General features: G+C 58.2%; 38 protein-coding genes. 27 read left to right on the forward strand and 11 right to left on the reverse strand.

The window, feature by feature from the left end:
- Window positions 1-169 precede the first annotated feature (169 nt).
- The 9 genes from ACQ5BM_RS29885 to ACQ5BM_RS29925 all read left to right on the forward strand — a co-directional run bounded on the left by ACQ5BM_RS29885 (window position 170) and on the right by ACQ5BM_RS29925 (window position 3922).
- Complete coding sequence (locus ACQ5BM_RS29885) at window positions 170-1060, forward strand: ArdC family protein (protein WP_429819095.1); 891 nt, start codon at window positions 170-172, stop codon at window positions 1058-1060.
- A 75-nt stretch (window positions 1061-1135) separates the two neighbouring features.
- Window positions 1136-1408: a hypothetical protein gene (locus ACQ5BM_RS29890; RefSeq protein WP_429819097.1), complete on the forward strand. Its 273-nt coding sequence runs from the start codon at window positions 1136-1138 to the stop codon at window positions 1406-1408.
- A gap of 44 nt (window positions 1409-1452) precedes the next feature.
- On the forward strand, window positions 1453-1749 hold the full coding sequence (locus tag ACQ5BM_RS29895) for a hypothetical protein (RefSeq protein ID WP_429819099.1): 297 nt from the start codon (window positions 1453-1455) through the stop codon (window positions 1747-1749).
- Complete coding sequence (locus ACQ5BM_RS29900; RefSeq protein WP_429819102.1) at window positions 1746-2132, forward strand: hypothetical protein; 387 nt, start codon at window positions 1746-1748, stop codon at window positions 2130-2132. The genes ACQ5BM_RS29895 and ACQ5BM_RS29900 overlap by 4 nt, the downstream gene beginning before the upstream one ends.
- Before the next feature lie 2 nt (window positions 2133-2134).
- Window positions 2135-2380 (forward strand): hypothetical protein, encoded by a 246-nt coding sequence (locus ACQ5BM_RS29905; protein WP_429819104.1) that lies wholly within the window; start codon window positions 2135-2137, stop codon window positions 2378-2380.
- Window positions 2346-2717: a hypothetical protein gene (locus tag ACQ5BM_RS29910; protein ID WP_429819106.1), complete on the forward strand. Its 372-nt coding sequence runs from the start codon at window positions 2346-2348 to the stop codon at window positions 2715-2717. Before ACQ5BM_RS29905 ends, ACQ5BM_RS29910 begins: the two co-directional genes overlap by 35 nt.
- Complete coding sequence (locus ACQ5BM_RS29915; protein ID WP_429819108.1) at window positions 2714-3001, forward strand: hypothetical protein; 288 nt, start codon at window positions 2714-2716, stop codon at window positions 2999-3001. Before ACQ5BM_RS29910 ends, ACQ5BM_RS29915 begins: the two co-directional genes overlap by 4 nt.
- Before the next feature lie 139 nt (window positions 3002-3140).
- Window positions 3141-3557, forward strand: coding sequence for a hypothetical protein (locus ACQ5BM_RS29920; protein WP_429819110.1), 417 nt, complete (start codon window positions 3141-3143; stop codon window positions 3555-3557).
- A 140-nt stretch (window positions 3558-3697) separates the two neighbouring features.
- Window positions 3698-3922, forward strand: coding sequence for a hypothetical protein (locus tag ACQ5BM_RS29925; RefSeq protein WP_429819112.1), 225 nt, complete (start codon window positions 3698-3700; stop codon window positions 3920-3922).
- On the opposite strand, the gene ACQ5BM_RS29930 is transcribed toward ACQ5BM_RS29925, so the two are convergent.
- The 3 genes from ACQ5BM_RS29930 to ACQ5BM_RS29940 are packed head-to-tail and all read right to left on the reverse strand — an operon-like array spanning window position 3897 to window position 5910.
- Window positions 3897-4586: a hypothetical protein gene (locus ACQ5BM_RS29930; RefSeq protein ID WP_429819114.1), complete on the reverse strand. Its 690-nt coding sequence runs from the start codon at window positions 4584-4586 to the stop codon at window positions 3897-3899. The two genes, ACQ5BM_RS29925 and ACQ5BM_RS29930, sit on opposite strands and share 26 nt — an antisense overlap.
- A gap of 20 nt (window positions 4587-4606) precedes the next feature.
- Window positions 4607-5575 (reverse strand): hypothetical protein, encoded by a 969-nt coding sequence (locus ACQ5BM_RS29935; protein ID WP_429819116.1) that lies wholly within the window; start codon window positions 5573-5575, stop codon window positions 4607-4609.
- Entirely contained in the window at window positions 5572-5910 is a 339-nt protein-coding gene (locus ACQ5BM_RS29940; RefSeq protein ID WP_429819118.1) for a hypothetical protein, read from the reverse strand. Before ACQ5BM_RS29940 ends, ACQ5BM_RS29935 begins: the two co-directional genes overlap by 4 nt.
- 511 nt (window positions 5911-6421) lie before the next feature.
- Between ACQ5BM_RS29940 and ACQ5BM_RS29945 the strand changes: the two genes are divergently transcribed.
- Window positions 6422-7090 carry a hypothetical protein gene (locus tag ACQ5BM_RS29945; RefSeq protein WP_429819120.1) on the forward strand — a complete coding sequence of 223 codons (669 nt, stop codon included), beginning with the start codon at window positions 6422-6424 and terminating at the stop codon, window positions 7088-7090.
- A 12-nt stretch (window positions 7091-7102) separates the two neighbouring features.
- Here the strand turns inward: ACQ5BM_RS29945 and ligD are convergent, their stop codons facing one another.
- The 8 genes from ligD to ACQ5BM_RS29985 all read right to left on the reverse strand — a co-directional run bounded on the left by ligD (window position 7103) and on the right by ACQ5BM_RS29985 (window position 10123).
- Entirely contained in the window at window positions 7103-8170 is a 1068-nt protein-coding gene (gene ligD / locus ACQ5BM_RS29950; protein WP_429819122.1) for a non-homologous end-joining DNA ligase, read from the reverse strand.
- Between the two features lie 62 nt (window positions 8171-8232).
- Window positions 8233-8577 carry a DUF3768 domain-containing protein gene (locus ACQ5BM_RS29955; protein WP_429819124.1) on the reverse strand — a complete coding sequence of 115 codons (345 nt, stop codon included), beginning with the start codon at window positions 8575-8577 and terminating at the stop codon, window positions 8233-8235.
- A gap of 73 nt (window positions 8578-8650) precedes the next feature.
- Complete coding sequence (locus tag ACQ5BM_RS29960) at window positions 8651-8845, reverse strand: hypothetical protein (protein WP_429819126.1); 195 nt, start codon at window positions 8843-8845, stop codon at window positions 8651-8653.
- Window positions 8846-8874: 29 nt separating this feature from the next.
- Window positions 8875-9147 carry a hypothetical protein gene (locus ACQ5BM_RS29965; protein ID WP_429819128.1) on the reverse strand — a complete coding sequence of 91 codons (273 nt, stop codon included), beginning with the start codon at window positions 9145-9147 and terminating at the stop codon, window positions 8875-8877.
- A 16-nt stretch (window positions 9148-9163) separates the two neighbouring features.
- Complete coding sequence (locus ACQ5BM_RS29970; protein ID WP_429819129.1) at window positions 9164-9400, reverse strand: hypothetical protein; 237 nt, start codon at window positions 9398-9400, stop codon at window positions 9164-9166.
- Window positions 9401-9429: 29 nt separating this feature from the next.
- Window positions 9430-9660: a hypothetical protein gene (locus ACQ5BM_RS29975; RefSeq protein WP_429819131.1), complete on the reverse strand. Its 231-nt coding sequence runs from the start codon at window positions 9658-9660 to the stop codon at window positions 9430-9432.
- Complete coding sequence (locus ACQ5BM_RS29980; protein ID WP_429819133.1) at window positions 9660-9890, reverse strand: hypothetical protein; 231 nt, start codon at window positions 9888-9890, stop codon at window positions 9660-9662. Before ACQ5BM_RS29980 ends, ACQ5BM_RS29975 begins: the two co-directional genes overlap by 1 nt.
- Window positions 9890-10123 carry a hypothetical protein gene (locus ACQ5BM_RS29985; RefSeq protein WP_429819135.1) on the reverse strand — a complete coding sequence of 78 codons (234 nt, stop codon included), beginning with the start codon at window positions 10121-10123 and terminating at the stop codon, window positions 9890-9892. Before ACQ5BM_RS29985 ends, ACQ5BM_RS29980 begins: the two co-directional genes overlap by 1 nt.
- A gap of 280 nt (window positions 10124-10403) precedes the next feature.
- On the opposite strand from ACQ5BM_RS29985, the gene ACQ5BM_RS29990 reads away from it, so the two are divergent.
- The 17 genes from ACQ5BM_RS29990 to ACQ5BM_RS30070 all read left to right on the forward strand — a co-directional run bounded on the left by ACQ5BM_RS29990 (window position 10404) and on the right by ACQ5BM_RS30070 (window position 20423).
- Complete coding sequence (locus ACQ5BM_RS29990) at window positions 10404-10703, forward strand: hypothetical protein (RefSeq protein ID WP_429819136.1); 300 nt, start codon at window positions 10404-10406, stop codon at window positions 10701-10703.
- 13 nt (window positions 10704-10716) lie between these two features.
- Window positions 10717-11079 carry a hypothetical protein gene (locus tag ACQ5BM_RS29995; protein ID WP_429819138.1) on the forward strand — a complete coding sequence of 121 codons (363 nt, stop codon included), beginning with the start codon at window positions 10717-10719 and terminating at the stop codon, window positions 11077-11079.
- Window positions 11080-11089: 10 nt separating this feature from the next.
- Window positions 11090-11416 (forward strand): hypothetical protein, encoded by a 327-nt coding sequence (locus ACQ5BM_RS30000; protein ID WP_429819140.1) that lies wholly within the window; start codon window positions 11090-11092, stop codon window positions 11414-11416.
- 465 nt (window positions 11417-11881) lie between these two features.
- Window positions 11882-12364 (forward strand): hypothetical protein, encoded by a 483-nt coding sequence (locus tag ACQ5BM_RS30005; RefSeq protein WP_429819142.1) that lies wholly within the window; start codon window positions 11882-11884, stop codon window positions 12362-12364.
- Between the two features lie 76 nt (window positions 12365-12440).
- Window positions 12441-12659 (forward strand): hypothetical protein, encoded by a 219-nt coding sequence (locus tag ACQ5BM_RS30010; protein ID WP_429819144.1) that lies wholly within the window; start codon window positions 12441-12443, stop codon window positions 12657-12659.
- Between the two features lie 30 nt (window positions 12660-12689).
- The gene (locus tag ACQ5BM_RS30015; RefSeq protein ID WP_429819146.1) at window positions 12690-13154 is read left to right on the forward strand and encodes a hypothetical protein; all 465 of its coding nucleotides are present in this window, start codon (window positions 12690-12692) and stop codon (window positions 13152-13154) included.
- Between the two features lie 279 nt (window positions 13155-13433).
- Window positions 13434-14141: a hypothetical protein gene (locus ACQ5BM_RS30020; protein WP_429819148.1), complete on the forward strand. Its 708-nt coding sequence runs from the start codon at window positions 13434-13436 to the stop codon at window positions 14139-14141.
- A gap of 94 nt (window positions 14142-14235) precedes the next feature.
- A complete protein-coding gene (locus ACQ5BM_RS30025) occupies window positions 14236-14754 on the forward strand; it encodes a hypothetical protein (protein ID WP_429819150.1) in 519 nt (172 codons plus the stop codon).
- A 258-nt stretch (window positions 14755-15012) separates the two neighbouring features.
- Entirely contained in the window at window positions 15013-15432 is a 420-nt protein-coding gene (locus ACQ5BM_RS30030; protein ID WP_429819152.1) for a hypothetical protein, read from the forward strand.
- Window positions 15433-15513: 81 nt separating this feature from the next.
- Entirely contained in the window at window positions 15514-15915 is a 402-nt protein-coding gene (locus tag ACQ5BM_RS30035) for a hypothetical protein (protein ID WP_429819154.1), read from the forward strand.
- A gap of 72 nt (window positions 15916-15987) precedes the next feature.
- Window positions 15988-16299: a hypothetical protein gene (locus tag ACQ5BM_RS30040; RefSeq protein ID WP_429819156.1), complete on the forward strand. Its 312-nt coding sequence runs from the start codon at window positions 15988-15990 to the stop codon at window positions 16297-16299.
- A 349-nt stretch (window positions 16300-16648) separates the two neighbouring features.
- A complete protein-coding gene (locus tag ACQ5BM_RS30045; protein ID WP_429819157.1) occupies window positions 16649-17518 on the forward strand; it encodes a hypothetical protein in 870 nt (289 codons plus the stop codon).
- Window positions 17519-17747: 229 nt separating this feature from the next.
- Complete coding sequence (locus ACQ5BM_RS30050; protein WP_429819159.1) at window positions 17748-18077, forward strand: hypothetical protein; 330 nt, start codon at window positions 17748-17750, stop codon at window positions 18075-18077.
- A 56-nt stretch (window positions 18078-18133) separates the two neighbouring features.
- Window positions 18134-18598, forward strand: coding sequence for a hypothetical protein (locus ACQ5BM_RS30055; protein ID WP_429819160.1), 465 nt, complete (start codon window positions 18134-18136; stop codon window positions 18596-18598).
- Window positions 18599-18819: 221 nt separating this feature from the next.
- Window positions 18820-19539, forward strand: coding sequence for a hypothetical protein (locus ACQ5BM_RS30060; protein ID WP_429819162.1), 720 nt, complete (start codon window positions 18820-18822; stop codon window positions 19537-19539).
- Window positions 19532-19798: a hypothetical protein gene (locus ACQ5BM_RS30065; RefSeq protein ID WP_429819164.1), complete on the forward strand. Its 267-nt coding sequence runs from the start codon at window positions 19532-19534 to the stop codon at window positions 19796-19798. Before ACQ5BM_RS30060 ends, ACQ5BM_RS30065 begins: the two co-directional genes overlap by 8 nt.
- Window positions 19799-20039: 241 nt before the next feature.
- A complete protein-coding gene (locus ACQ5BM_RS30070) occupies window positions 20040-20423 on the forward strand; it encodes a hypothetical protein (protein WP_429819166.1) in 384 nt (127 codons plus the stop codon).
- The last annotated feature ends 5 nt before the right edge of the window (window positions 20424-20428 follow it).

Consider the following 20428-nt stretch of genomic DNA (forward strand, 5'->3'; position numbering starts at 1 on the left):
GGCTCGATTCCGGCCGTCAATAGCCCAGCAGCCTAATAATTCACTGGCTAATCAGTCTGTTAACCAAGCGATCGAAGATACTTTTCAGGTAATCTAAAAACGTTGACAAGGGACCCAATGGGTCCTATTTTATAGCGGCATTCGAAATATCTGTTCGGAGTTACCGCGCATGAGCAACGGCTTCAAATCACCCTACCAACTCATCACAGACCGCATCCTTGCCGACCTCGCGCGCGGTGTGGCCGCATGGGCGAAGCCGTGGAATTCCGATGCTCCTGCCGTGGCATCGCGGCCGATGAACTTCTCCAACTCCGCCGTCTACCGGGGCGTCAATACGATCATGCTGCACATCGCTTGCGTGGAGCGTGGCTGGCCCGTTCCGGCGTTCGCCACCTTCAATCAGGTGCGGAAGCTGAAAGGCTCGATCATCAAGGGCAGCAAGGGCGAGCATGTGTTCTTCAAGTCGCAGGTCGAAGCCAATCCCAAGACGGCCGAGGAAGAGGGCAGGGCCAACGCCGACGGCAAGATCAAGCGCACAGTGTTGAAGGGCTACACGGTTTTCAATCTGGCTCAGGTCGAAGGCATCGAGATCGATCTGCCGGGGCTGGCGAAGCCGTCGGAAATCCCGAGCGAGATTGTCGATCTCGCGCAGCTCGTCGGCGTGACGCTGCGCCACGGAGGCGACAAGGCGATCTATCGTCCGGACATCGACGCAGTGACGATGCCCGTCCCCGAATCTTTCGAGAGTCTGGCGCATTACAAGGCGACGGCGTTTCACGAGATCGGCGGCCACGGCACGGGCCACGAGAGCCGACTTAACCGCCAGTTCGGCCGGAAGTTCGGAGACGATGCTTACATTTTCGAAGAGATGATTGCCGAGCTTTGCGCAGCCTTCCTCGCACTGGAATTCGGCGTGCAAGGCGACCTTCGTCATCCGGAATATATCGCCTCGTGGATCAAGGTTTTGAAGTCGGACAACCGGGCTTTCTACCGTGCGGCGGCCGAGGCGCAGCGGGCCATGGACTGGATCAGAGAGCGGGCAGGCGGGCCGTCACCCTAGTCGGCATTTGAGCTTCCCCGTTTCCAGCCCCGAAAGACCTTCTCCCCTAATACCGAGAACAGAGGACAGCAGAGCATGACGACGACGAAGTTCCCCCGGCAGCACATCGCAGAACAGCTTTCCGACCTTCGCCAGATGCGCGGCGCGATGGCCGACATCATCAGCACGGCTTGCGGACTGCTTTCGCAGGCACAGGCGGCCGACGTTCCCGAAACTGTCCGCCTCGAGCTGCTGGCCGCGCTGTCCCACGCCGAGAAAGCCGACCAGATCGCAAAGGATCGCATGCGCGAGCTTTACGGAGTGCCGAAGCAGAACGCCGCCAACGATGACACGGACGCGGCGGCTTAGGCCGTCCCACGTCAACACACCGATAATCAGGCAGGAGCCACGAAATGACGAACAACCCTTTCCGCCAGATCAAAGAGTATCCGGCGCTTGTCGAAAGGGCCGCGGGTGCGGCTACGCAGCTGGAAGAGCTTGCGGTTCAGCTCAAGCAGGAGCAGGCCGTTAGCGCGGCGTTGCGTGGGCAGATTGAGAAGATCAACAATGCCGCCGCCGCAGATCGCCTCAACCACCAAGGCGAACTCAACACGGTAATGTCGGTTCTTGAGGCGGTCTATAGAGGAGATATCCCCGCATGGATGGCGATTGCGACCGTCGACAAAATTATGAAGGGCGGCGTTCATTGAAAGCGCTCCCCATCCTCGCAGCCCTCGCCCTCTTCCCCTCGCTTGCCTTCGCAGGCGGGGGAGATCGCATCGAGACGGCCTTCGACGGCTCCTGGACGACCAATTGCTCGGGGCCCTATCAGTGCAGCCTCGAAATCTTCGACAGGCCGCAGATCGGGAAGCGCTTTGCCGCCTTCATCGTGGCGACCTACGACACCAAAGACGATCGTGTTTGCAGCTACGTTTTCCCGGTCATCCTCAACAACGACGGCCAGCTGATCACGGCGACCCGCGATCTCGTCCTCAAGATCGCGCTTGTCGAAAACGGCCTCTATGTCGAAGGTGTCCCCGACAGGCTTTGCGGGATCGTCCTCGACGGCCACTATCGCGAGCTTGGAGACTGATCATGAAAACCGTTCATCTCGATTGGTCGGACACCGAAGACGTCGGATTCCTGCTTCGCACCAAGGGCTTCTGGGACTTCGAAATCGAAGAGATCACCATGGCGCTCGAGAAGGCCGGATACACGGCCCACACGCCGGATCACTTCGTCAGCGCCGAGCAGCCGCGTCCAGACGGCCGGGATCGTATCACCGACGAGCTCGAGAAGATCGGCTATGGCGTCGATCACGGAGATTCTGATGTCGCGTAAGCCTTTCGATCCGACTCCCGAGCAGATCGTTGCGGATGCCGTCGCCAACTCGCGCCCATCCGGCTACGAGGTCCCCGAGGACGTGCAGGAGGTCATGTTGCGGATCGCCCGCGGCGAAATGTCGGCCGACCAGGCGGCGGCATGGGAGCAAGAGCAAGCCTCCCGAATTCCGCCGAACGAAGGTATGCCCTCCGAAGAGGTTTTTGAGCAACTTATGGAATGGGATCGCGCGCAGACGATGCGGATCGCCCGGATCAGGGCGGAACACGGATTGCCACCCGAAGAAGACATCACCGCAGCGATCGAGCGCGAGAAAATCGGAAGGAAGCCAGAATGAACATCACCGAGCTTTCTTGGGCCGAGCAGGGCGGCGGCCGATACCTTCTTGCTGTCACCACTCCCGAGAACATGGAGCAGGATCGCGCCGACGAGATCGCCCGTGTCATTCATGATTCCGGCTTCTCGTCTGAGGGTGCAGGCCGCTGGCTTTCTCCCGACGATCCGAATGCCCCGGCCGAGCTGTGGGCCGCCTTGGGAGAGATCGGGGTGGCGCTCGAGATGGATGCGGCTGTCCTGCCGCCGTCGTTGTTGCTGATCGTGGCCGACCTGCAATTTGCCTGATGGCGTAAGAGGGCATTTTATCAGCGTAGATAAGCATTTGGTTACCCCGCTAACCAATTTCCCCGTCGATCGGCAGAATCATTAAGTGTCCGCCCACTCCGGGCCTGCTTAATGCATTCACGTGTTTCGGGGCTCGCAAATGATATTAGTTGTCTACTTGGTCATGGGGATCGGGATCATCACGATTTCGCTCGCCGTCTTGATCGCCATGGGTATTCTTAATTTCACAGGCGGACTTCTGGGCCAGCTTTTTCTAGGCCGCCCAGTCACCGCCCATGAGATAATCACCAAGGCCATTGCCGGGGTTATTGTGATCGGCGGTTACGGCCTAATTGTACTCGCTGCCCACAGCTACCTTCGAGTGCCGCTTTGGATGGGAGGTATCCTTCCAGCCTTGGTCATCTTCGGCTGGTTTTGCACGTGGCGAGACAGCCGACGTGCACGCCTCGAAGAGAGGAAGGTTGAACGGGCAAAGCTTCAACTTCTGCTGATGCAGCAGAGGATGGAAGATCATCAGCGCGAAGCTGCTAAGCTGCGATCAGTGAAAAATGCATGAGTGACTCGCATTCAAGGTGCCGCCTCTGGCTCGATGTCGACTTCGCCCCATGCAAACCGATCCTTCGCGCTCTCCAGCTCCAGACGAGCTGGATGTTTCCGATCTCATAATGGCCGTTGCTGTCGATCGCCGAAGCGAGCATGTCGAAGTCGATGTTCTCGTTGCCATCGAGATGCATTGGCAGCCTCGTGATGGCGCATGTCCGCCCCGTTAGAGCGCTTCCTGAAAGCCCGGATGAAGTCGAGCTGAAGGCCGCACGCCAGCAATCCGAGGCCGTTTTGTCCAGCCGAAATATCCCTGAGGATCAGCAGCCAACCGTATTGATCTTCCTGCACTACTTTAGAGATGTCGCAACTGCTTTGTGACAGCGAGCCAGTCTTCAACGTTTTTGCCGCCACCCCCGACGTCGTAGAGCAATCGGAGCTCCGCAGCCGACAGCGTTCGGGGGTTTGTCAGGTCGGCGAAGAATGGCGGCTCAAGCGTAGCGCGCGCGGCGATTTCGTAAGGGCGCGAGCCCAAGACGGCGGTCCCTGAAGAATGCCTGACGACCGCGGTAACCTGCGAGGAGCCGACGGGCCGCCCACTCTCTCCGATGTTGATCAGCTTCGCTGCGTCGATCCTCCCGCCACCATTCATTAGAATCGACGAAGGGCTTGCACAGACGAGCGCATGGTAGCGCGTCTTAGGCGTGCCGTTTCTAGTGCCTCCGGAGATCACGATGACATGAGGCGGCAAGGGACGCTCGCCCTGCGGTGTTCGGAACGATTGCCAGAGAAACACTTCTCCTGGCTCGCGCGATTGGGGACTGGGACGCGAAGGCATCAGGCTGAACAGCGCTTCTGGATGAGAGACCGTGCGACGCATCGTTTCGATCGCACGCCCCTTTGACTCGCCGATGCCCCACCAGAAGGTGCCGCCCGCCATCCGCTCCAGTTCCTTGCGGTTACGGATAGCGTGGATATCCTCACCCGCGTCGGTCTGCATTTTGGTGAAGACGAACTGGTCCGGAATACCTTTATTATTGTTCATGCCTTCCTCCTCTTCGATCGTTATTCCTCTGTCTGTTCAATCAGGCTTTCAATTTCCTGCCGTGTCTTCCTGTCCCAATGGGCTGCGGGTTTCAGGTACCATTGGCCGGCTTCGTTAAGGCAGCGCCATCGCGGCGAGGCCGCCCGGCTGAGGAAGCGAAGTGCTTCCCAGTAGTCCTCAAACGTTTCCTCCCCCTTGTGTTTGGCGCAGGTGACGTAGAAGAGTCCGTCAGGCATTGCATGCTCCGGCGAAAACCATGTTCCGTCCTTCGCCACCGGGACCCAAACGGGTATGCCGTCGATGAAATCCTCCTCATCGGGACGCCGGAGAGCGAGTTCTTCCTGAAGGTGCCATACTGACGGCCGAAAGTCGGGCCGCTGTTCCAGCCAAAGCCGAGCGCTCTCCACACCTATGCTGCCGTCTGCTCTAGTGTCGAAAGTCCCACCGCCTTTGGGCGCTAGCAAATTCAGGACGCTCTTGCGGCTCACGCCCGCCAGCGCAGCGAGTTCGTCTGCCGTAAGGCCTACTGGCCATTCCGGGTGATCCAGCTTTTGGCGAGCCCGCACTGCCGCAAAGGACCGTTTGAAGTCCTCATCCCGCAGCCACTGTGGAGGGAGCATTGCCAAATCTTCTTGCTCGACGAATGCTTCCCAATCTTGGGGTTCGAGATCGGCGTCGTCCAGTTTCAGGCCGTAAAATGCGTAGGCGCGCAAAGCCAGATAATTGCGGTAAATCGGCAGCTTCGCCAGCGAAGTGACCGGCAGCTCATCCACGCTTAGACCGTCGATATCAGATGGAAGCTCAGCCCCGCTTTCTTTCACCATGCTTATGAGGCCTTCTCGCACGGCGTCATAGTCAAACACGAATGGCAAGCGTTCCAATAGGTCGTGCAAGATAGCTCGGACGCAAGGCGGGTCGAAATCCCTGTGATCATCCCAGAACTGTCGCCAGCGTTTTTCGACTTCGGCCCTGCTCAAATTGTCGTTCATTGGCGTCCCTTTCTTTTATACGAACGACCGGCGCTATACCGACCGTGGAGCAGGTGTTTGCACTTTCGCGCGCACGGGCGATACACGGACGCGGCGCAGCCGTCTGTAGTCATCGGAACGAAGGTGCCGGCGAGCTTGATTGCCCGCTCTGCGAGCCTCTTGCTCGGCAGCTCCTTGCGCTGAATCATCGACTGGACGTCTTTCTCACGAAGAAAGAAGCCGTCCGGCACCTCAGTGCCATGCTCGATCACGAACGTGATGTCGTGTCGGCTGTAACCGCGCTGGCGTGCGCGTATTACGGCATGCTTCGAAATGGTGCTCCAAGTCTCGCTCATAGGAAGCTCCTCTCGACCACAGCTCTTGTGGCCTGGATAGAAATCTATGCTCAGCCCCGGGCGATTTCAACTCCCATAATGAAGAAAATCCTGACGGGACAAATAATGTCCCGTGGTTGAAGTTTGTCGATGCGGTTCGTTGGCCATGGCGGAAGGCGAGTTCCTGGAAATGGATACTGCTGTCCTGCCGCCTTCATTGCTTCTGATCGTGGCCGAGTTGCAATTTGCCTGATGGCGAAAATATCGATTGCCGCCGGCAGAGCCGATGAGCACACTTTGATTGTGGGTTGAGTTTTCCTCTCCTCCCCACATCCCCCAAGGTCGTTCGGACGGCCAACCTCAAACCCGCGCTGTCTTGATCTCCGGCGCGGGTTTCTTTTTTGGTGTCGCACTGGCGTTTTTGGTGCTTTGGATTTAACTTCGCCTTCGTCGGCGGAATCGCTAACTTGTTGAAAATGTTCCATAATCCGCGTTATGCGATTTCCGCGGCGGCAGCAACAGGTGTATAGAAATGGAAAACTCACCGCCAGTAATTTGGGAAGACGACAAATATGTTTACGTCCCCGAAGAGCTCTTCAAACATCTGCCACCAGAGTATCTCGAAGCCGTTGAAGCCCGTAAGCAGCAGGGTAGCAATATCTTGCAGATCGCAGACAACGACATCAAAGGCCTGATCAGGCTGGTTAACGCTATCCCGACTACGGCAAGCCTTAGCTACATCTACCATCGCCTACGGAATGCCAATTTCGATGTGACGACCGAGGCTCTGATGGAGCAAGAAATGCTGACGACCGCGTTTGTTGTCACTTACTCTCGTCTATTCGTAAGCGGGAATGGCGCGAGTGGCGTCGCAGAGGACCAGATACCTGCCCACCTAAAGGCTGTTCACGACGATCTCATCGAGATGCGCCACCAGCGTTATGCTCACAACGGCGGTCATGACACGATCAGCAGTGGCGTCCGGTTTGATTTTGACGACACCGAAATTCGCATCAATTTGCAGATGAGCTTAGGTCTTTACGTGGGTGGAAGAGACGAGTGGGGCGAACTGGTGACCTTCCTCGACGCACACATGCACGAACGCCTCCAGAAAATACTCGGTCGGCTCAGAGCCAAAACGGGCTATGAATGGAAGTTCCCTGTCGGTCCAGGGCCTGATTGGGTCAGCAAGTCTAATTGAGCAAAGAGACTCCTACTCTTTGATCTCGAAGACATCCGCGTTTTCTTGCCGTTCCCGCAGTCCTTTATAAGACGAGTGGCGCAGCTTGTTGTCGGCCGTCCACCCACGATATTCGATCTCGGCAATGAGTGTCGGCTGCTGCCAGACCACCTTGCGCTTGCCGGAATACGGGACGGGCGGGGCCTTCCGTTTCCATGGCAGCTTGTCCATCTGCACCCGGAGGCGTTCGGCGTCCCGTTGTTTGAAGCCTGTGCCGACACTCCCGACATACACCAGGTCGTCGCCCTTCCTCGCAGCCAGCAGCAGCGACGCGAAGCCGCCGAAGGCTCCCATGGACGGCTCGTAGCCGACGATCATGAAGGCGTCGGATTGGATGCACTTGATCTTCAACCAATCCCCGAGGCGGCCAGATCGGTAGATCGAATTCCGATCCTTGGCGATTATGCCCTCAAGGCCATGAAGGCAGGCCACGGTGAAGAGGTCGTCGGCATCGACCTCGCCGGGGACGATCTCAAAATCCTCGGAGAAGCGGATCACCGGATCGTCGGCCGGGATCAGCTCCCGCAGTTTGTGTCGGCGGACTTCCAATTCCGTCGTTCGGAGGTCCTGGCCGTCCAAATATAGCAGGTCGAACGCGACGAAGGCGACATCGGTTGCCGGATGCTTGCCGCCGCGGCCGCCAAGAGATTGCTGCAGGAGGCTGAAATCCGACCTCCCCTGCTCATCGAATCGGACGATCTCGCCGTCAATGATCGCGGAGGCAAGACCAAGCCCCCTCGCCCCTTCCGCGATAGTAGGGAAACGGCGTGTCCAATCGTGGCCGCTCCTCGTGAGGATGCGGACCACGCCCGACGGCTCGATGTGGATCGCTCCCCGCCAGCCATCCCATTTGATTTCGTAGGACCACCTCGGACCATGCGGCGGCTTTGGCTTGAGCAGGGCGAGGCAGGGTTCCACCCGGGCGGGCATCGGATCGAGCAATAAACGGGGTTGCGCCGGATCGCGTGGCTTGCGCGGCCGGGAGCGGATCGGCGCGTCGGTGTCCCGCAGCAGTGGCTTCGATCTCGGGGTTTTGGCCATGGCGCTACTCGATACTGTCAGCGCCACCGAATATATGTCGGCCGTGGTCAGATTCCGAATCCTCAGTAGTCTTCCGCATACATGAGCGTCAGCACCCTGATCGTCACGTTGGCGTCCTCCGGATGCTCAGAGCCATGGGCCTCGTCTCCGATAGCGTAGTAGTCGATCTTCCAGATGAAAGCTTCACCTTCGACCTCCACCTTGCCGAAATCGTGCTCGCCATAGGGATCGTCCCCCGTCGTCCATGCGTCGAACTTGGCGACGGCTTCGAAGACGCGGTGATGCTTCTCGCGGTCATCATTGGTGAGGCCGCCCATGACGACGACCCGTCCGTTGAGCGCTCGGCCCTTGGTCCGCAGCTCGTCGTTCAATTCTCTGATCCGGGCTGTCTTCTCGTCGTCGGTCATGTTGTCGCTCCAAGAATCGAAAACCCGCCGTCGTCGGGCGGGTTTCAGGTGGTGGTAGGGCCGTGCGGCGGGACTACGAGTTCTTTTCCGCTTCGGCGGCAAGGAGGGCGAGGCCCTCTTCAATGGGAAGGTCGTGGGTCACCTCGGCATTGGCGAGTTCGGCCGCGAGCGAGGCTGCCGCAAGAGACGCCATGCGGGCCGTCTGCGCCTCGAAACGAGGGCGGAACTTCTCCTGAAGCGCCTTGATGTTGTCGGGAAGTTCGGACATTTGCCACCCTTTCGTTTCGAGGTTTGCCCTTAGAGGCGGTGCTTGTAATCCGCGCACCAGCCATTGCCGAAGTGCCGGGGGCTCGTCCAACGCTCGAGATACGAAGCATTGTAGTAGTCCGTGCAGAGGGTGCGGAAATACCGCTCATGGGCTTCTTCAACACCCTGCTCCTGAAACTTCGCGTTGGCGACGTAGCCGCCCATCCAGCCCGTAACGAGCGGATTCAGGACGACCGCGCCCGTGAGGATCGCGAGAGCGCCGAGGGCGGCGGTGCCACGGATCAGATTGCCGACTGCGTTCATCTTCGATGCCCTTCCCTTACATGCGGTGCAGGTAGTCTTCGCACCAACCGAATTTCCAATAGACCGGAGTGGTCCAACGCTCCCAAGTCGTCGCCTCCTTGTAGCTGGTGCAGGCCGTCACGAAGATGCGCTCCTGCACCTCAACGACGGCCCGGTGCTGCAAGTCGTTCGTCGCGATCATGCCAGCCACGATGGGCGTGGAGATCAGCGCGAAGAACCCGAGAACGACGACGCCTTCTGCATTGGTTGCCATGATGAGACCCCTTCCCTTCTGCGGCTCGCTTACACGCGATCCAGATAATCTTCGCACCAGCCGATCAGGCGGATGTTGCCGTCAAACCAGCGATCCCATGTGGACGCCGCTTTGTATTCCGGGCAGACCCGAGCGTAGTTCCGCTCGGCGTAGCCCTTGGCAAGCGAGGCGTCGAAATCACGCTGCCAACTGACACCGCCGACGACGCCCAAGGTGATCGGGTTGAAGGCCAGCAGGGCGACCATGATCAGAGTTCTCATCAGATGCGCTCCAGGTAGTCTTCGCACCAACCGAGATTGTTGACGCGGGGATCGGTCCACCGTTCCCACGTGGACGCCGCCTTGTAGCGCGGGCATTCCTCACGGAAGTTCCGGTCGGCATACGCCTTCGCCAGCGAAGCGTTGAAGTCGTTCCGCCACGCTACGCCGCCCCACACACCCATGGAGATCGGATTGAAGGCCAGCAGGCCGAGCATGATCAGTGTTCTCATCACAGGCGCTCCTTGTAATCTTCGCACCAGCTGGCTTCCCACCAGCGCGGCGTTGTCCAACGCTCCCACAGGGAGGTGTCGAAATACGCACCACAGACGACGGGATAGTTCCGCTCCCGCGCTTCCTTGACGCCCTGCGCCTGCCATTCGGCGTTCGCCTTGAAGCCACCATACCAACCCCATGCAAGCGGGTTGATTGCGACAAGACCGAGGACCATCAGCAGTCTGGTCATGTCATTTCTCCCTTCTCTGCTCCGCAATCCATCGGGATTAGGGAGGGCCAAGGCCTATAAAAACGGGTTTTACCGTGCCGGGCTCGATTCCACTCGTCAACGGTTTTCGGCTGGTCCTGATTCAATTTTTCCGGGTATCTGCAAATTCAGTTAACGAAAGCCTGAATTTGTGATTTTTTCCAGCCAGTTAGTGGGTTTGGCTTGCAAAAATCACAGTTGACTAGATAACCCGTTGGGTCCTATTTTATAGGGGCTGCGAGTATTGAGTTGGAAGGCGCTGATGAGGGTTCTCGAAGTCATTTTCTATCAGACCCGTGAAGGCGCTTTTGAGTTCCGTGCGATCGTCGATGGGAAGGCTTTCGAGAGCCTTGGTGGAACGCCGAATGAGACGACCATTCGCACGATTGCGAGGCAATTCGGCGGCTTCACCTACAACGACAGCCGGAAGGCTTTTGAAACGCAGTCGGCAACGACTGGTGGAGAGCCTCTGAAACTGAACTCGGAATTCGAGAAACAGGGTTTCGCCGTCATTATGCGCGGCAGCCTCGCACACATCGACAATCTCCTGAATGCAGCCTGAAAAGGGACCGCCTATGGAAAGCAATGTCATCAACCTGGCAGACCGATTGCACGCCCGTCAGGTGGCCGTGGCGACTTGGACCGGGCTTGCCCACGCAACCGAGATCGAGACGATGATGCACGAGATCGGGAAGACCAGTCTCGAAGTGATCATCTCCACCGAGCAGGTCCATAACTACGCAGTGGGCAACCTGGACACCATCGACGCGGACACCTATCGCCTGATGCTCGACGCCAATGCGAAGCTCAATCAGGCCGTCGGTCTGATCATGCAGGCCACGTGCGCCCTCGACTTGGCGGCTAAGAACGAAAACCGGGGAGGCGACAACTGCGTTGATCTCGTCGAGCTGCCGGACTTCCACGACTTCCCGGCATAGGAGCCTCCCCATGATGACGGTTGTCGATATGGAAAAATGGAAGCAGGATCGAGAGCTTGCCCGATTGGATCGCGGCGAACTTTCTTCTTTGCTCGTTCAGCAGGCCGACGAGTTGGCGCAGCTGCTCCACAAGGCCACAGAGGCCGCTAGGCGTATGTCTGCAATTGGATTGGAGCTTTCCAGCAAGGACGGCGTTCAGGCGGACCACGCTCAATCCTACGTGCTGTTCTCAGCTCCTTTGCTGGATCACCTCATTGCATCTCATGAACTCGCTTGGAATCTCGTCGTGGTGGCGAGGGATATTTCCAAGGGGCTTGGCGACGAGCCGAAGGCGTAGCTTTTAGATACGCTACCCTACGATCTGCTTTTTTAGGGTATTAGGGAAAGGCTGCGGGGATGTGGCGGATGTTTTGCCGCACCGCCTGCGCCGCGCCTGGACTGTTCGTCCCTATTCCCCCGCCTCTTCCGTCCGCGCCAGAGCCGCAAGGCCGGAGCGTGGGGCCGTTTCCTTCGTTCGGCTAAAGCCTCACAGTCGGGCGCAAGTGCAAGGATCGCCCTGCCCGCCCGTCATTCGATCTTCCACCGCGCCCTGCCAAATCATGCGGTTTTCTATGCCGTCATGCCCCTTCCTTTGGCAGAAAAAATTATATGTTTACATCTGCTGAATTGGCGCGGGAAATCCCTTTAAGTCTCTGAATTGTAAACAGATTTTGCGATATTCTGATTGCCGCCGATCAGGCCGCATGAGAAGATAAGAACAGTTAAGGAGATCAACGACTTAACGCCAAATAGGGGATCAGAAATGACCGACATCAAGACCTACTCAGACGCCCTCTTCGACTTCAAGGGATACGTTTCGCCCTGCGTGTTCACCGTTCACTTCGACAAGACGACCCGCCTCCATGTCAGACAGGGTGGCGTCGGCAAGATGGCGATCCACTCGATTGCCGATGCGATGCACAAGGCCAAGGCCCGCGTCCAATCCCACACCGCAGACGGTGAACTCAAGGCGATCGCCGCCGAACTGCTGACCGCCTATAGAATGGAAGTAACTCACAACATCGGACCCGACGACAAGTGGGCGATCGAGATCAAAGCGCTCCGCCACCCCGAAGGCGAGACCGTGCGGGCAACCATGTCCGGCATGACGACGGACGACAATACCTGGAAGGTTCTGGCCTACGGCGACGCCGATCAGATGGCTGAGATCGCGAACGCATATCGCGAGAACATGTGGTTCGATTACCTCAACAGCAAGAGGAAGCGGAGGAAGAAAGCCGCCTAAGCCGCCAACACCCGGGGAGGACGTCAAGCCCTCCCCACTGCCGCCGACAAAAAGAACACCGGGAGAGAACCACCAGATGACCCACGAAGAGAAAATCAACGAGATTGTTGCCGCCCTTGAGGGCTTTCCAGTGAAGACGATCAAAGCCCTCATTCGAAGCGCTCGCTCCGACAAAGGCACCCGAGCTGCCTACGAGTTGGCCGCTGCATGGCGCGTTCTCGACACCTTCGTCACGGAGGACGAAGCGGAAGCCTTTCTCGAAGAACTGGAAGCCGAGAGCCGACGGGCCGCCTAATTGTCAACACTCACCCGAACAGGATCACCAATGACCATCGCATTCGCCCGCAAGATCGCCGCCATTGAAGCCCGCCTGACGAAGGCCGGGATCACCGCCTTGGAAACCGTGGGCGCGCTCGCCTACTGGACGGCCCCCGACACCCACACCGAAGGCCGCGGCATTTTCGTGAAGGCCCGCCGAGACGCTGACGGTTGGAAACTGGAAGCCGCCAACCCGACGACAACGATCGACGAGGGAGACGGCAATCCGATTATCGGCCTCCCTCCCCTCGTCCTCAAGGCCGCCCGACTACGCGGCGACGACCTGGACGGTTTCGCGATCTATGCCGACTGGATGACGCAGACCCCCGGAGGCGACCCAATCTTCGTCAACGAATTTGAGCTGCCACGGTTTGCCGAGCTGCCGACCATGGCTGAGATCATCGACGCCTGGACACCACCCCAGCCGTCCAAGGCGATGACGGCCCGAGAGCTCCGCGCCCTCGCTGCCTGAAACCCGGATTTCGGGACTAGGGACGAAGACCAGACCCCGCCTCGCAAGCGGGGTTTTTGTTTATCTGCTGGCAACATAAAGAAATAAATCAGCGATAAAAAAATTTGTTACCAAGTTTAGTGTTTGCGACGACTTCGGATTTTGTCAATTTATTAGAGTATTGCCGCCCGTAAATACTTATGAGAAGATAGGTTTAGTTAAGGAGATCAACTGGTTACACAGTTTCCTGGCTGAGAAGAAAAAGTCAAAATACGGGGAAAAGACACCATGGAAATTCTGATGAACAACACCGCTCTGACCGTCCTTGCCGCAGATGTTACCGCCAAGCTGACCGCAATTCATGCCGACCTTGCAGAACTTGCCGAGATCACGAAGTCGGTCGCGGATACTGCCGAAGAGGCCTACTACGCAGATAGCGCCAACCGCGAAATTCCGTTTTGCATGGTGAGCGGAGACTACTGGCTCGCCAAGGCACTTGCCGACAGCATCGAAGGCATCCGTGAAAAGATCATCCATCCTCGGGCTGAGTGGTCTGGTGCCGTCCGCGACATCGCCAAGAAGATTGAAAGCCGCGAGTTCGAATACTCCCGCGCCGAGAAAGAGATAGCCGAGAAGGCGGCCGCCCGCGCCCTCTCTGCCAACCGCGAAGCGGCCAAGACCGCCGAGCGCGTCGAGTCCGGTTTCCAACTGATCGAGACGTTCACGAAGGTTGTCGGGAAAAGCAAGAGCAAAGAGCATATCGCCCACGTCCTCTTCAAGTTGGACGGCGAGCTCTATCAGGAATACGCGACATACGACCCCAAGAGCGGCGAAATCCCTCGCGACCCAAACTGGATCGGCGTCCGGCTCTTGGACATCGAAAAGAAATCCGTTGACCTGTTCAAAGCCGAGATGACGGTCGAAGAAATCGGGAAGGCCGCGCACGTTCAGGACAGCATCCGGGCGGCACTCCGCGAAGAGGTCGGCCCTTTGAAGGCTGCCGCCTAAGTCGCCAACACCGGGGAGGGCTTGCTGTCCTCCCCACCCTCCAGATTGTCAACACTCAGTCCAAAGACCAGAACACCCGGAGAGGAATTCCCCGATGACGACCGAAGCCCGCATAATGACCCGCTCGACTGCCGATGGCACGATCACACACAGCTACGAGTTCTCCGCCATCAACTTGTGCGTGGCGTCGTTCGACGCATCCATGCTCACCTTCTCGGAAATCTTGATCCGGATCGACGGTAAGACCGTCCGGACCATCTCGAAAACCGAGCGGGAAGCCCTTGCGGTTAGAGACCGGGATGTCGCCTACGAAATCCGCGACGAGATCAACGACTTCGTTTCCAAACTTGCTGACGGCAAGGAATATCTCGAATCCCGTTGGGATCGGATGACCGCCGCTCAGCGCGAGGACGCAAAGGCCACTTGGGTAATCCCAGGCATCAGCGGGGGGAGCATCTTCGCAACGATTGGCCGCTTGAGCGGCAACTGGCGGCTTCTTTCGACAACGCCGTTGCCCCACACAGAGGAAGGCAACGAGCTCCCGTCCTTGGGTTTCCGCCCTTGGGGGCTGCCCTCCACAAGGGAGGCGGCGCGAGCGCGGGCGGCCGCCTAATTGTCAACACTCAATCGAAGACGACAGACCCCGCCGCCGAGCGGGGTTTTTCTTTGTCGGCCGATAGCCAGGACGACCCCAAAACTAAATTTGTTTACAAGTGCAGATTTGGCGCGGTGAATTCCTTTAAGTATCTGATTTGTAAACAGATTTGACGATTTTTTGATAGACGCCGATCAGGGGCCGTGAGACACTGGTAACAGTTAAGGAGATCAAAGACTTAACTGCCTAGAAAACCAAAAATACGGGGAAGAATTCATGACCAAGAAGATAACCATCTCCATCTGCAAACAGATCGCCAAGCTGTCCTTCAAGATCGAAGAGATGAAGGACGAGGGCGTATACAACGAGATCAGCGCACTGGAAGAGAAGATCAGCGATCTGGAAAGCGAACTCGATGACACGATCGAGCAGCTCAACGATCAGCGAGACGAGGCCCTCGAAGATGAGGCAGTGACCGAAGCCGACAAAGAGAAAATCTCGAAATCCTTCGACAGCAAAATCGAGAAGGCCAAGGAAGCGACCGACCGGAAGATCGAGAAGATCAGGGAGGACATCGAAAAAGCCGAAGAGCTCCAATCCTACCTCGACGACACCATGTCCGCGCTGATGACTGCCGCCGAGGAGCTCGCGGGCAACATGGACTACGAGTTCGACGCCTACTCTTGCGCCGCCTAAGTCGCCAACACCGGGGAGGGCCAAAGCCTCCCTCCCCTACCCCATAAGAAAACCACCCCAGAGGGAAGAGGAACCCGAGATATGAAAATCAGCATCACAGAACCCAATCGAGAGAAGATCGAAGCAGCATTCACGGCGGCCAACGGCAAAGCCCGGGCTAACACGCTCCGGGCATTCGCCGCCTACGAAGTCGCCAAGGAGGCCGAGCAGTTGCTCGAGGCCCGCGGCATTCCCAAGAGCCACCGGAAGGGAGCCGCGGCGTTCTACTGCCCGAGCGGACCCGCGATGTCCTACCGATACCCGATGACAACGACAGCCATTCGGATCGAACGCGGGGCTGCAGGTTGGCACCTTGTCCATGTCAACCGCGTGGGTATCCGTGCCGGACACAGTGGCGGCACGCAACTGATCGTCACCGAGAAGCAAGCCGAGATCATCACCAAGGCCGCACTGTCCGGCCTTCACGTGAAGAGGGCTGCCTAAGTCGCGAATCCCGGGGAGGACGGCAAGCCCTCCCCACCTCCGGTTATCGTTCCCCCATTGAGGGATGCCGACTTGATCGGCCATCAACACCGAAAGGAACCGGATATGACGTTGACTCTTACCCCAGACACCTGGCTTCACTACGAAGGCTTTGCCGTCGAAAGAGGAGCCGGAGGCGAATTCTTCCTTCATGCCAGCTTGAGCGAGGACGGCCGAAGCGTCCGGGCTTTCGCTATCTTCGACACTGAGGACGAGAACGATCGAGAGCTTATTCTTGACGAACGAGACGGCTTAGACCCTCGGATCGCCGAATGGTATCGGGACACCCAACGGGTCGCTGAAGATGCGGACGAGCGAGTTGCCGAGGCCCGCGCCGCCTCCTGATTGTCAACACTCAACCGAAGACCGAAACCCCGCCGACCACGCGGGGTTTTTGCTGTCCGACGCGGGGGCGCTTCGCGCCCGGTGGGACGATGACCAATGCGGGAATAGGGCGACGATGGGTTTGCGGAAGCTGCCCCGATCCGCCTCCCCTGTCCGCCTAAATCGCATAAGGCGGCAGAATGTCCATCAGGATCGCATAAGCACCAGAATCCCGCGGACCAAGCGTGGTCTTCTTTGTCGGCCGATCACCAGGACGACCCCACAAAAAAATGTGTTTACAACGCGATATTCTGCGCGGGCAATTAGCTCAAGGCTTTGAATACAAATAACTATCGGCATTTTCCCGTTTGTGGCCGATCGGTTTTCGTGGGATTCTGACAATAGGCAAGGAGATCAACGAGCTGCCAATCCAGAGAGGAACAAAATGCCTAAGAAAACCAAAGTATTCACCCCCGAGAACATGAAGATCATCGCGGACCTCCGCGCCAAGAAGGTGCCCGCCGTCCAGATCGCGAAAATCCTCGGTGTCAGCCTGTCGGCGCTGGCCCGCAATGTCGCCAAGCACGACCTTCCGCGTCAGAAGAAGAAGACCAAGGCAAAGCCATTTGTGGTCGCTCAATACGTTCACCATACCGGAACCGCCCCGATTTCTCTCGAAGAGATGGCCGCCCGACCGAAGGCCCAGACGATCACGGAAAGGCGGGCCGTCGCCTACGTGCCGCCGAAGGCAGCAGACATTCCCCTTTCCGATGACATGGTTATGGCATCGGATGCCAGGACACTTCGCACCGATCCCGTCACGGGAAACCGCATTGTCTCGTTCGTGCCGACCCCGCGCCATGTGGTCGAAGAGGCGAAACGCGGACGCATGGAAGAACAGCGTTGGAAGCATCCCCGGTTGCGGGATCGCACCGACAACCCCTTCCGTCTCAAGGCCCGCGTCTCCGAATTCAACCGTGATCGCCGTGCCATCCTCGAAGACATCGAGGGCGAGATCGACAAGGCATTCCGGAAGTTCCGCACCCTTGCTGGCCCTAATACCCGAATCCAGGACGACGAGGTTTTCAGCCTCCTGTCGGCCGAGGCGAAAGCCGCCCTCGACCACCTGCAGGCGCAGATTGACGCGGCTCGTATTCTTAGGGATGCGAACGGAGTGATCATTGAGGCGGCCATTTGTCTCCACAACGCCGGCGCAGCGGCGACACGGGCGACAGCCTAATTGTCAACACTCAAAGGGGAGCGGCGGAAGCCCTCCCCTGATCGGCCGACAGCCAGGCGATCACAAGAAAAAAGTTTGTTTACAAGGCTCGCTTTTGCGGGCCTTTATCTTTCAACTATCTGATTACATTCACTTTTCTATTGTCGGCCTGTTGTGGCCGATGGGTTCCCGTGAGATTCTGAGAATACGCAAGCGAGATCAACAACTTGCGGTCCAGAAGGGAACTAAAATGCAGAAAATCGTAATCGAAGTCGCCCGCTATAACGAACAGAAATCCGAGTTCGTCATCAGCAACTGGCATCATTTCCCATGCAACGCCAAAGGGCTGGCCCTCGCCATCATCGCGGCCGACCGCATGATGCAGATCGACGCTCACCACACCGCCTTTGCAGACATCGCCATCAAGTTTGAGGGCGGCTTCGTTCCCGAACTCGAATACCTGGACGCTGGCAAGATGTTCGAACTGATCGGCCGCCACAAGGCAGGCTTCCCGATCATCAAGGACTGTCTCGAGATCATCGTTGAGCTGTCCGAAGAGGCAGCCCGCTTGGCTGCCTAAGCCGCCAACATCGGGGAGCGGCGCGAAGCCCTCCCCTACCCTTCGGGAGCCGATCGATGACCGCATACACTACACACCAGCAGATGATCCTCGCGGAACTCGGCAAGCAGTCCACTCAGCCACGGGTGGCGGCCTTCCTCTCGAGCATCCGTGGCCAATCCCCGGCCGACAAGTTCAGCGATCCGGCCAGCCTCCTTGCCGTCGTCAGCCGAGACGGAGAAGAACAGCTCGAGAGCAAGGGGATCGCACCCGAAGATCGCGCCGGCGCAATTCTCGAAATTTGGTCGGGCGGCCCGAGAAGCAAGTGGGCGACCCAACCGTCCTATGGTGCCATCACATATTGGAAGCGCACCGAAGACCGATGGATTTTGACCGGAGGCAGACGTCAGAAGATGTTGGGCAGCAGTCGAATTTGCGGCAAGCTCACGCTTACGACAGAACAGGAAGCCCTCCGATACAACAAGGCGGCCATCACCGCCTACGCGATCCGCGCCCGGTTCTCAGGGGATCGAGACGACTGATCCCCTCCACCTGGACGACTTCGACCCGCCTAACGGCGGGTTTTTTCGTGCCGACGGGGAATAGGGCAAAAGTGGCTTTGGCTAAATTTGCTGACAAGCACCGAAGGTGCCATTGAAAGCCTTTCGACATTCGTCATGTATCTGATTTCACATCGTTTTCCCTTTGTCTGTGGTTCCGCCGACAGGCAGAATCTTGGTAGGCACCTATTGGGAGAGATCAGATGACACAAGCCGCCGCGAAACATTACTACGACCTCGATTTCTGGCAGGAGAAAATCAAGCAGAAGCTAGAACTCGAAAAGAAGAACGCGGGAGCGACTGCATGGCTCAAGGGCGAGACACGTCCTGAGTATGAGGCCCGCGTTGCTGCCGAGGCAAAGACCGCCGACCCCTTCAAAATCTACATGCACCCGCAGACCGTCGCCCGGAAGACCGAGCGGGACATGGAAGCCTTCGGCGCGAAGACCTACGCGGAGCTTGCTGCCGCCCTGCCCCGCCATGTCCGCCTCAAGCCCGTGAAGCCGAACGGCCACAGCGTCGAAAACATGCCCCATCTCGGCTATACCGTCGTCGGCACCCTCGACCGTCAGAACGGCGACGGCTCGATCACGCGAGTTGCGATCTGCGCCTCCAATTTCCGCGCAAACCCGACGCTCAAGGACGGTAAGCAGGTTTTCGAGAAAATCCCGCCGCAGCCGGACGGCGTGAAGAACGCCCCCATGTTCTACGCCTACGCACTCGATAAGGACGGCAAACTGGATCGTCGTTTTGGCTCCGATGAGATGCCAGGTGTCCTCTTCCGTCAGGGTGAAGTCCGTGGTGTTGCCGAGGCTTGCGTCCGGATCGCACCGCCTGCGCCGTCGGCACAGAGACAGCAGACCATGCAGCAGTCGATGGCTCCGCGTCCGTCGATGCAGTCCCGAGGGTTGGCCTATGCCTGATTTCTCGTCCCTAGCCCCCATGGATCGCGATCACAGGTTTCGTGCCTTAATCGCGGCGGCCGAGGTGGAAGCAATAAAGGCGAACGGCAGTGCGTCGGCCTCGTTCTTTGCGGGCTACCTCTCGGGCATCCGAGCTGGCGCGGACACCTTCGGTTCCCTTCGCTTCGACATGCTCGAACAGGAAGCCAAGACCGTGCCTGGGGATTTCGGGAGCGGGTTCAGGGCTGGCCTTATGAATATCGAAATCGCGTTGGCATAGCGTCCCCTCATCCGCTGTTCGGCCGACCGATAGACCCCCGGCAACTCGACCTGCCGAGGGTTTCATTCTTAGCGGGAGACTAAATTTGTTTACGCCCGTCGAACAGGCGCGGGGAATTCCTTCAACTATTTGATTACTCAACATATTTGACGATTTTTGTGTTGCCGCCGTTAGGTTGGTGCATGGGATTCTCTCAATAGGCAAACGAGTTCAACTATTTGCCGCAGATAAGGGGATGAAAATGCCAGAGATGAAACCACCACGGGATCACGTGGAGATCGCCGTGAGTGCGGTCGAGCACAAACTGGAATCCGTGATTGGCGAGCTCCGCGGCCTCATGCAAGCCGCAGACTTCGCAATGGGCGATGCGTTCGACCGCGCCGCAGCCATCCATGACTACGACAAGCCCCCCGAAAACCAAGGGGAGCACTTCGTCCGGATTGGCGAGGAATACCAAGTCCACAACTTCGCCTTCCGCAAACTGAAAGAGGTCGTCCAGGCGGCAGAGATTGCCCACGAAGGCGTTCAGGCCGCCCGAGAGCGATACCGGGTAACACGCGAACGAGCCGAGCTGGCGAAGCTGCTTGGCCTCTTCGAAGCCGAAGACAACAAGACCGAGGAATAGGGAGA

Source organism: Ensifer sp. B1-9, from assembly GCF_050474445.1.
Taxonomy (GTDB): Bacteria; Pseudomonadota; Alphaproteobacteria; order Rhizobiales; family Rhizobiaceae; genus Ensifer.

Bases quoted from the DNA above. Each gene is read 5' to 3' on its own strand.
- ACQ5BM_RS30060 (WP_429819162.1), top strand. From the start codon at position 18,820: ATGACACAAGCCGCCGCGAAACATTACTACGACCTCGATTTCTGGCAG.
- ACQ5BM_RS30010 (WP_429819144.1), top strand. From the start codon at position 12,441: ATGACCCACGAAGAGAAAATCAACGAGATTGTTGCCGCCCTTGAGGGC.
- ACQ5BM_RS29905 (WP_429819104.1), top strand. From the start codon at position 2,135: ATGAAAACCGTTCATCTCGATTGGTCGGACACCGAAGACGTCGGATTC.
- ACQ5BM_RS29955 (WP_429819124.1), bottom strand. From the start codon at position 8,577: ATGACCGACGACGAGAAGACAGCCCGGATCAGAGAATTGAACGACGAG.
- ACQ5BM_RS29980 (WP_429819133.1), bottom strand. From the start codon at position 9,890: ATGAGAACACTGATCATGCTCGGCCTGCTGGCCTTCAATCCGATCTCC.
- ACQ5BM_RS29930 (WP_429819114.1), bottom strand. From the start codon at position 4,586: ATGAACAATAATAAAGGTATTCCGGACCAGTTCGTCTTCACCAAAATG.
- ACQ5BM_RS30020 (WP_429819148.1), top strand. From the start codon at position 13,434: ATGAACAACACCGCTCTGACCGTCCTTGCCGCAGATGTTACCGCCAAG.
- ACQ5BM_RS29985 (WP_429819135.1), bottom strand. From the start codon at position 10,123: ATGACCAGACTGCTGATGGTCCTCGGTCTTGTCGCAATCAACCCGCTT.
- ACQ5BM_RS30015 (WP_429819146.1), top strand. From the start codon at position 12,690: ATGACCATCGCATTCGCCCGCAAGATCGCCGCCATTGAAGCCCGCCTG.
- ACQ5BM_RS30065 (WP_429819164.1), top strand. From the start codon at position 19,532: ATGCCTGATTTCTCGTCCCTAGCCCCCATGGATCGCGATCACAGGTTT.
- ACQ5BM_RS29960 (WP_429819126.1), bottom strand. From the start codon at position 8,845: ATGTCCGAACTTCCCGACAACATCAAGGCGCTTCAGGAGAAGTTCCGC.
- ACQ5BM_RS29945 (WP_429819120.1), top strand. From the start codon at position 6,422: ATGGAAAACTCACCGCCAGTAATTTGGGAAGACGACAAATATGTTTAC.
- ACQ5BM_RS29990 (WP_429819136.1), top strand. From the start codon at position 10,404: ATGAGGGTTCTCGAAGTCATTTTCTATCAGACCCGTGAAGGCGCTTTT.
- ACQ5BM_RS30030 (WP_429819152.1), top strand. From the start codon at position 15,013: ATGACCAAGAAGATAACCATCTCCATCTGCAAACAGATCGCCAAGCTG.
- ACQ5BM_RS30070 (WP_429819166.1), top strand. From the start codon at position 20,040: ATGCCAGAGATGAAACCACCACGGGATCACGTGGAGATCGCCGTGAGT.
- ACQ5BM_RS29915 (WP_429819108.1), top strand. From the start codon at position 2,714: ATGAACATCACCGAGCTTTCTTGGGCCGAGCAGGGCGGCGGCCGATAC.
- ACQ5BM_RS29970 (WP_429819129.1), bottom strand. From the start codon at position 9,400: ATGGCAACCAATGCAGAAGGCGTCGTCGTTCTCGGGTTCTTCGCGCTG.
- ACQ5BM_RS29895 (WP_429819099.1), top strand. From the start codon at position 1,453: ATGACGAACAACCCTTTCCGCCAGATCAAAGAGTATCCGGCGCTTGTC.
- ACQ5BM_RS29920 (WP_429819110.1), top strand. From the start codon at position 3,141: ATGATATTAGTTGTCTACTTGGTCATGGGGATCGGGATCATCACGATT.
- ACQ5BM_RS30000 (WP_429819140.1), top strand. From the start codon at position 11,090: ATGATGACGGTTGTCGATATGGAAAAATGGAAGCAGGATCGAGAGCTT.
- ligD (WP_429819122.1), bottom strand. From the start codon at position 8,170: ATGGCCAAAACCCCGAGATCGAAGCCACTGCTGCGGGACACCGACGCG.
- ACQ5BM_RS29935 (WP_429819116.1), bottom strand. From the start codon at position 5,575: ATGAACGACAATTTGAGCAGGGCCGAAGTCGAAAAACGCTGGCGACAG.
- ACQ5BM_RS29885 (WP_429819095.1), top strand. From the start codon at position 170: ATGAGCAACGGCTTCAAATCACCCTACCAACTCATCACAGACCGCATC.
- ACQ5BM_RS29975 (WP_429819131.1), bottom strand. From the start codon at position 9,660: ATGAGAACTCTGATCATGGTCGCCCTGCTGGCCTTCAACCCGATCACC.
- ACQ5BM_RS29965 (WP_429819128.1), bottom strand. From the start codon at position 9,147: ATGAACGCAGTCGGCAATCTGATCCGTGGCACCGCCGCCCTCGGCGCT.
- ACQ5BM_RS30005 (WP_429819142.1), top strand. From the start codon at position 11,882: ATGACCGACATCAAGACCTACTCAGACGCCCTCTTCGACTTCAAGGGA.
- ACQ5BM_RS30035 (WP_429819154.1), top strand. From the start codon at position 15,514: ATGAAAATCAGCATCACAGAACCCAATCGAGAGAAGATCGAAGCAGCA.
- ACQ5BM_RS30050 (WP_429819159.1), top strand. From the start codon at position 17,748: ATGCAGAAAATCGTAATCGAAGTCGCCCGCTATAACGAACAGAAATCC.
- ACQ5BM_RS29995 (WP_429819138.1), top strand. From the start codon at position 10,717: ATGGAAAGCAATGTCATCAACCTGGCAGACCGATTGCACGCCCGTCAG.
- ACQ5BM_RS29940 (WP_429819118.1), bottom strand. From the start codon at position 5,910: ATGAGCGAGACTTGGAGCACCATTTCGAAGCATGCCGTAATACGCGCA.
- ACQ5BM_RS29925 (WP_429819112.1), top strand. From the start codon at position 3,698: ATGTCGAAGTCGATGTTCTCGTTGCCATCGAGATGCATTGGCAGCCTC.
- ACQ5BM_RS29890 (WP_429819097.1), top strand. From the start codon at position 1,136: ATGACGACGACGAAGTTCCCCCGGCAGCACATCGCAGAACAGCTTTCC.
- ACQ5BM_RS30025 (WP_429819150.1), top strand. From the start codon at position 14,236: ATGACGACCGAAGCCCGCATAATGACCCGCTCGACTGCCGATGGCACG.
- ACQ5BM_RS29910 (WP_429819106.1), top strand. From the start codon at position 2,346: ATGGCGTCGATCACGGAGATTCTGATGTCGCGTAAGCCTTTCGATCCG.
- ACQ5BM_RS30055 (WP_429819160.1), top strand. From the start codon at position 18,134: ATGACCGCATACACTACACACCAGCAGATGATCCTCGCGGAACTCGGC.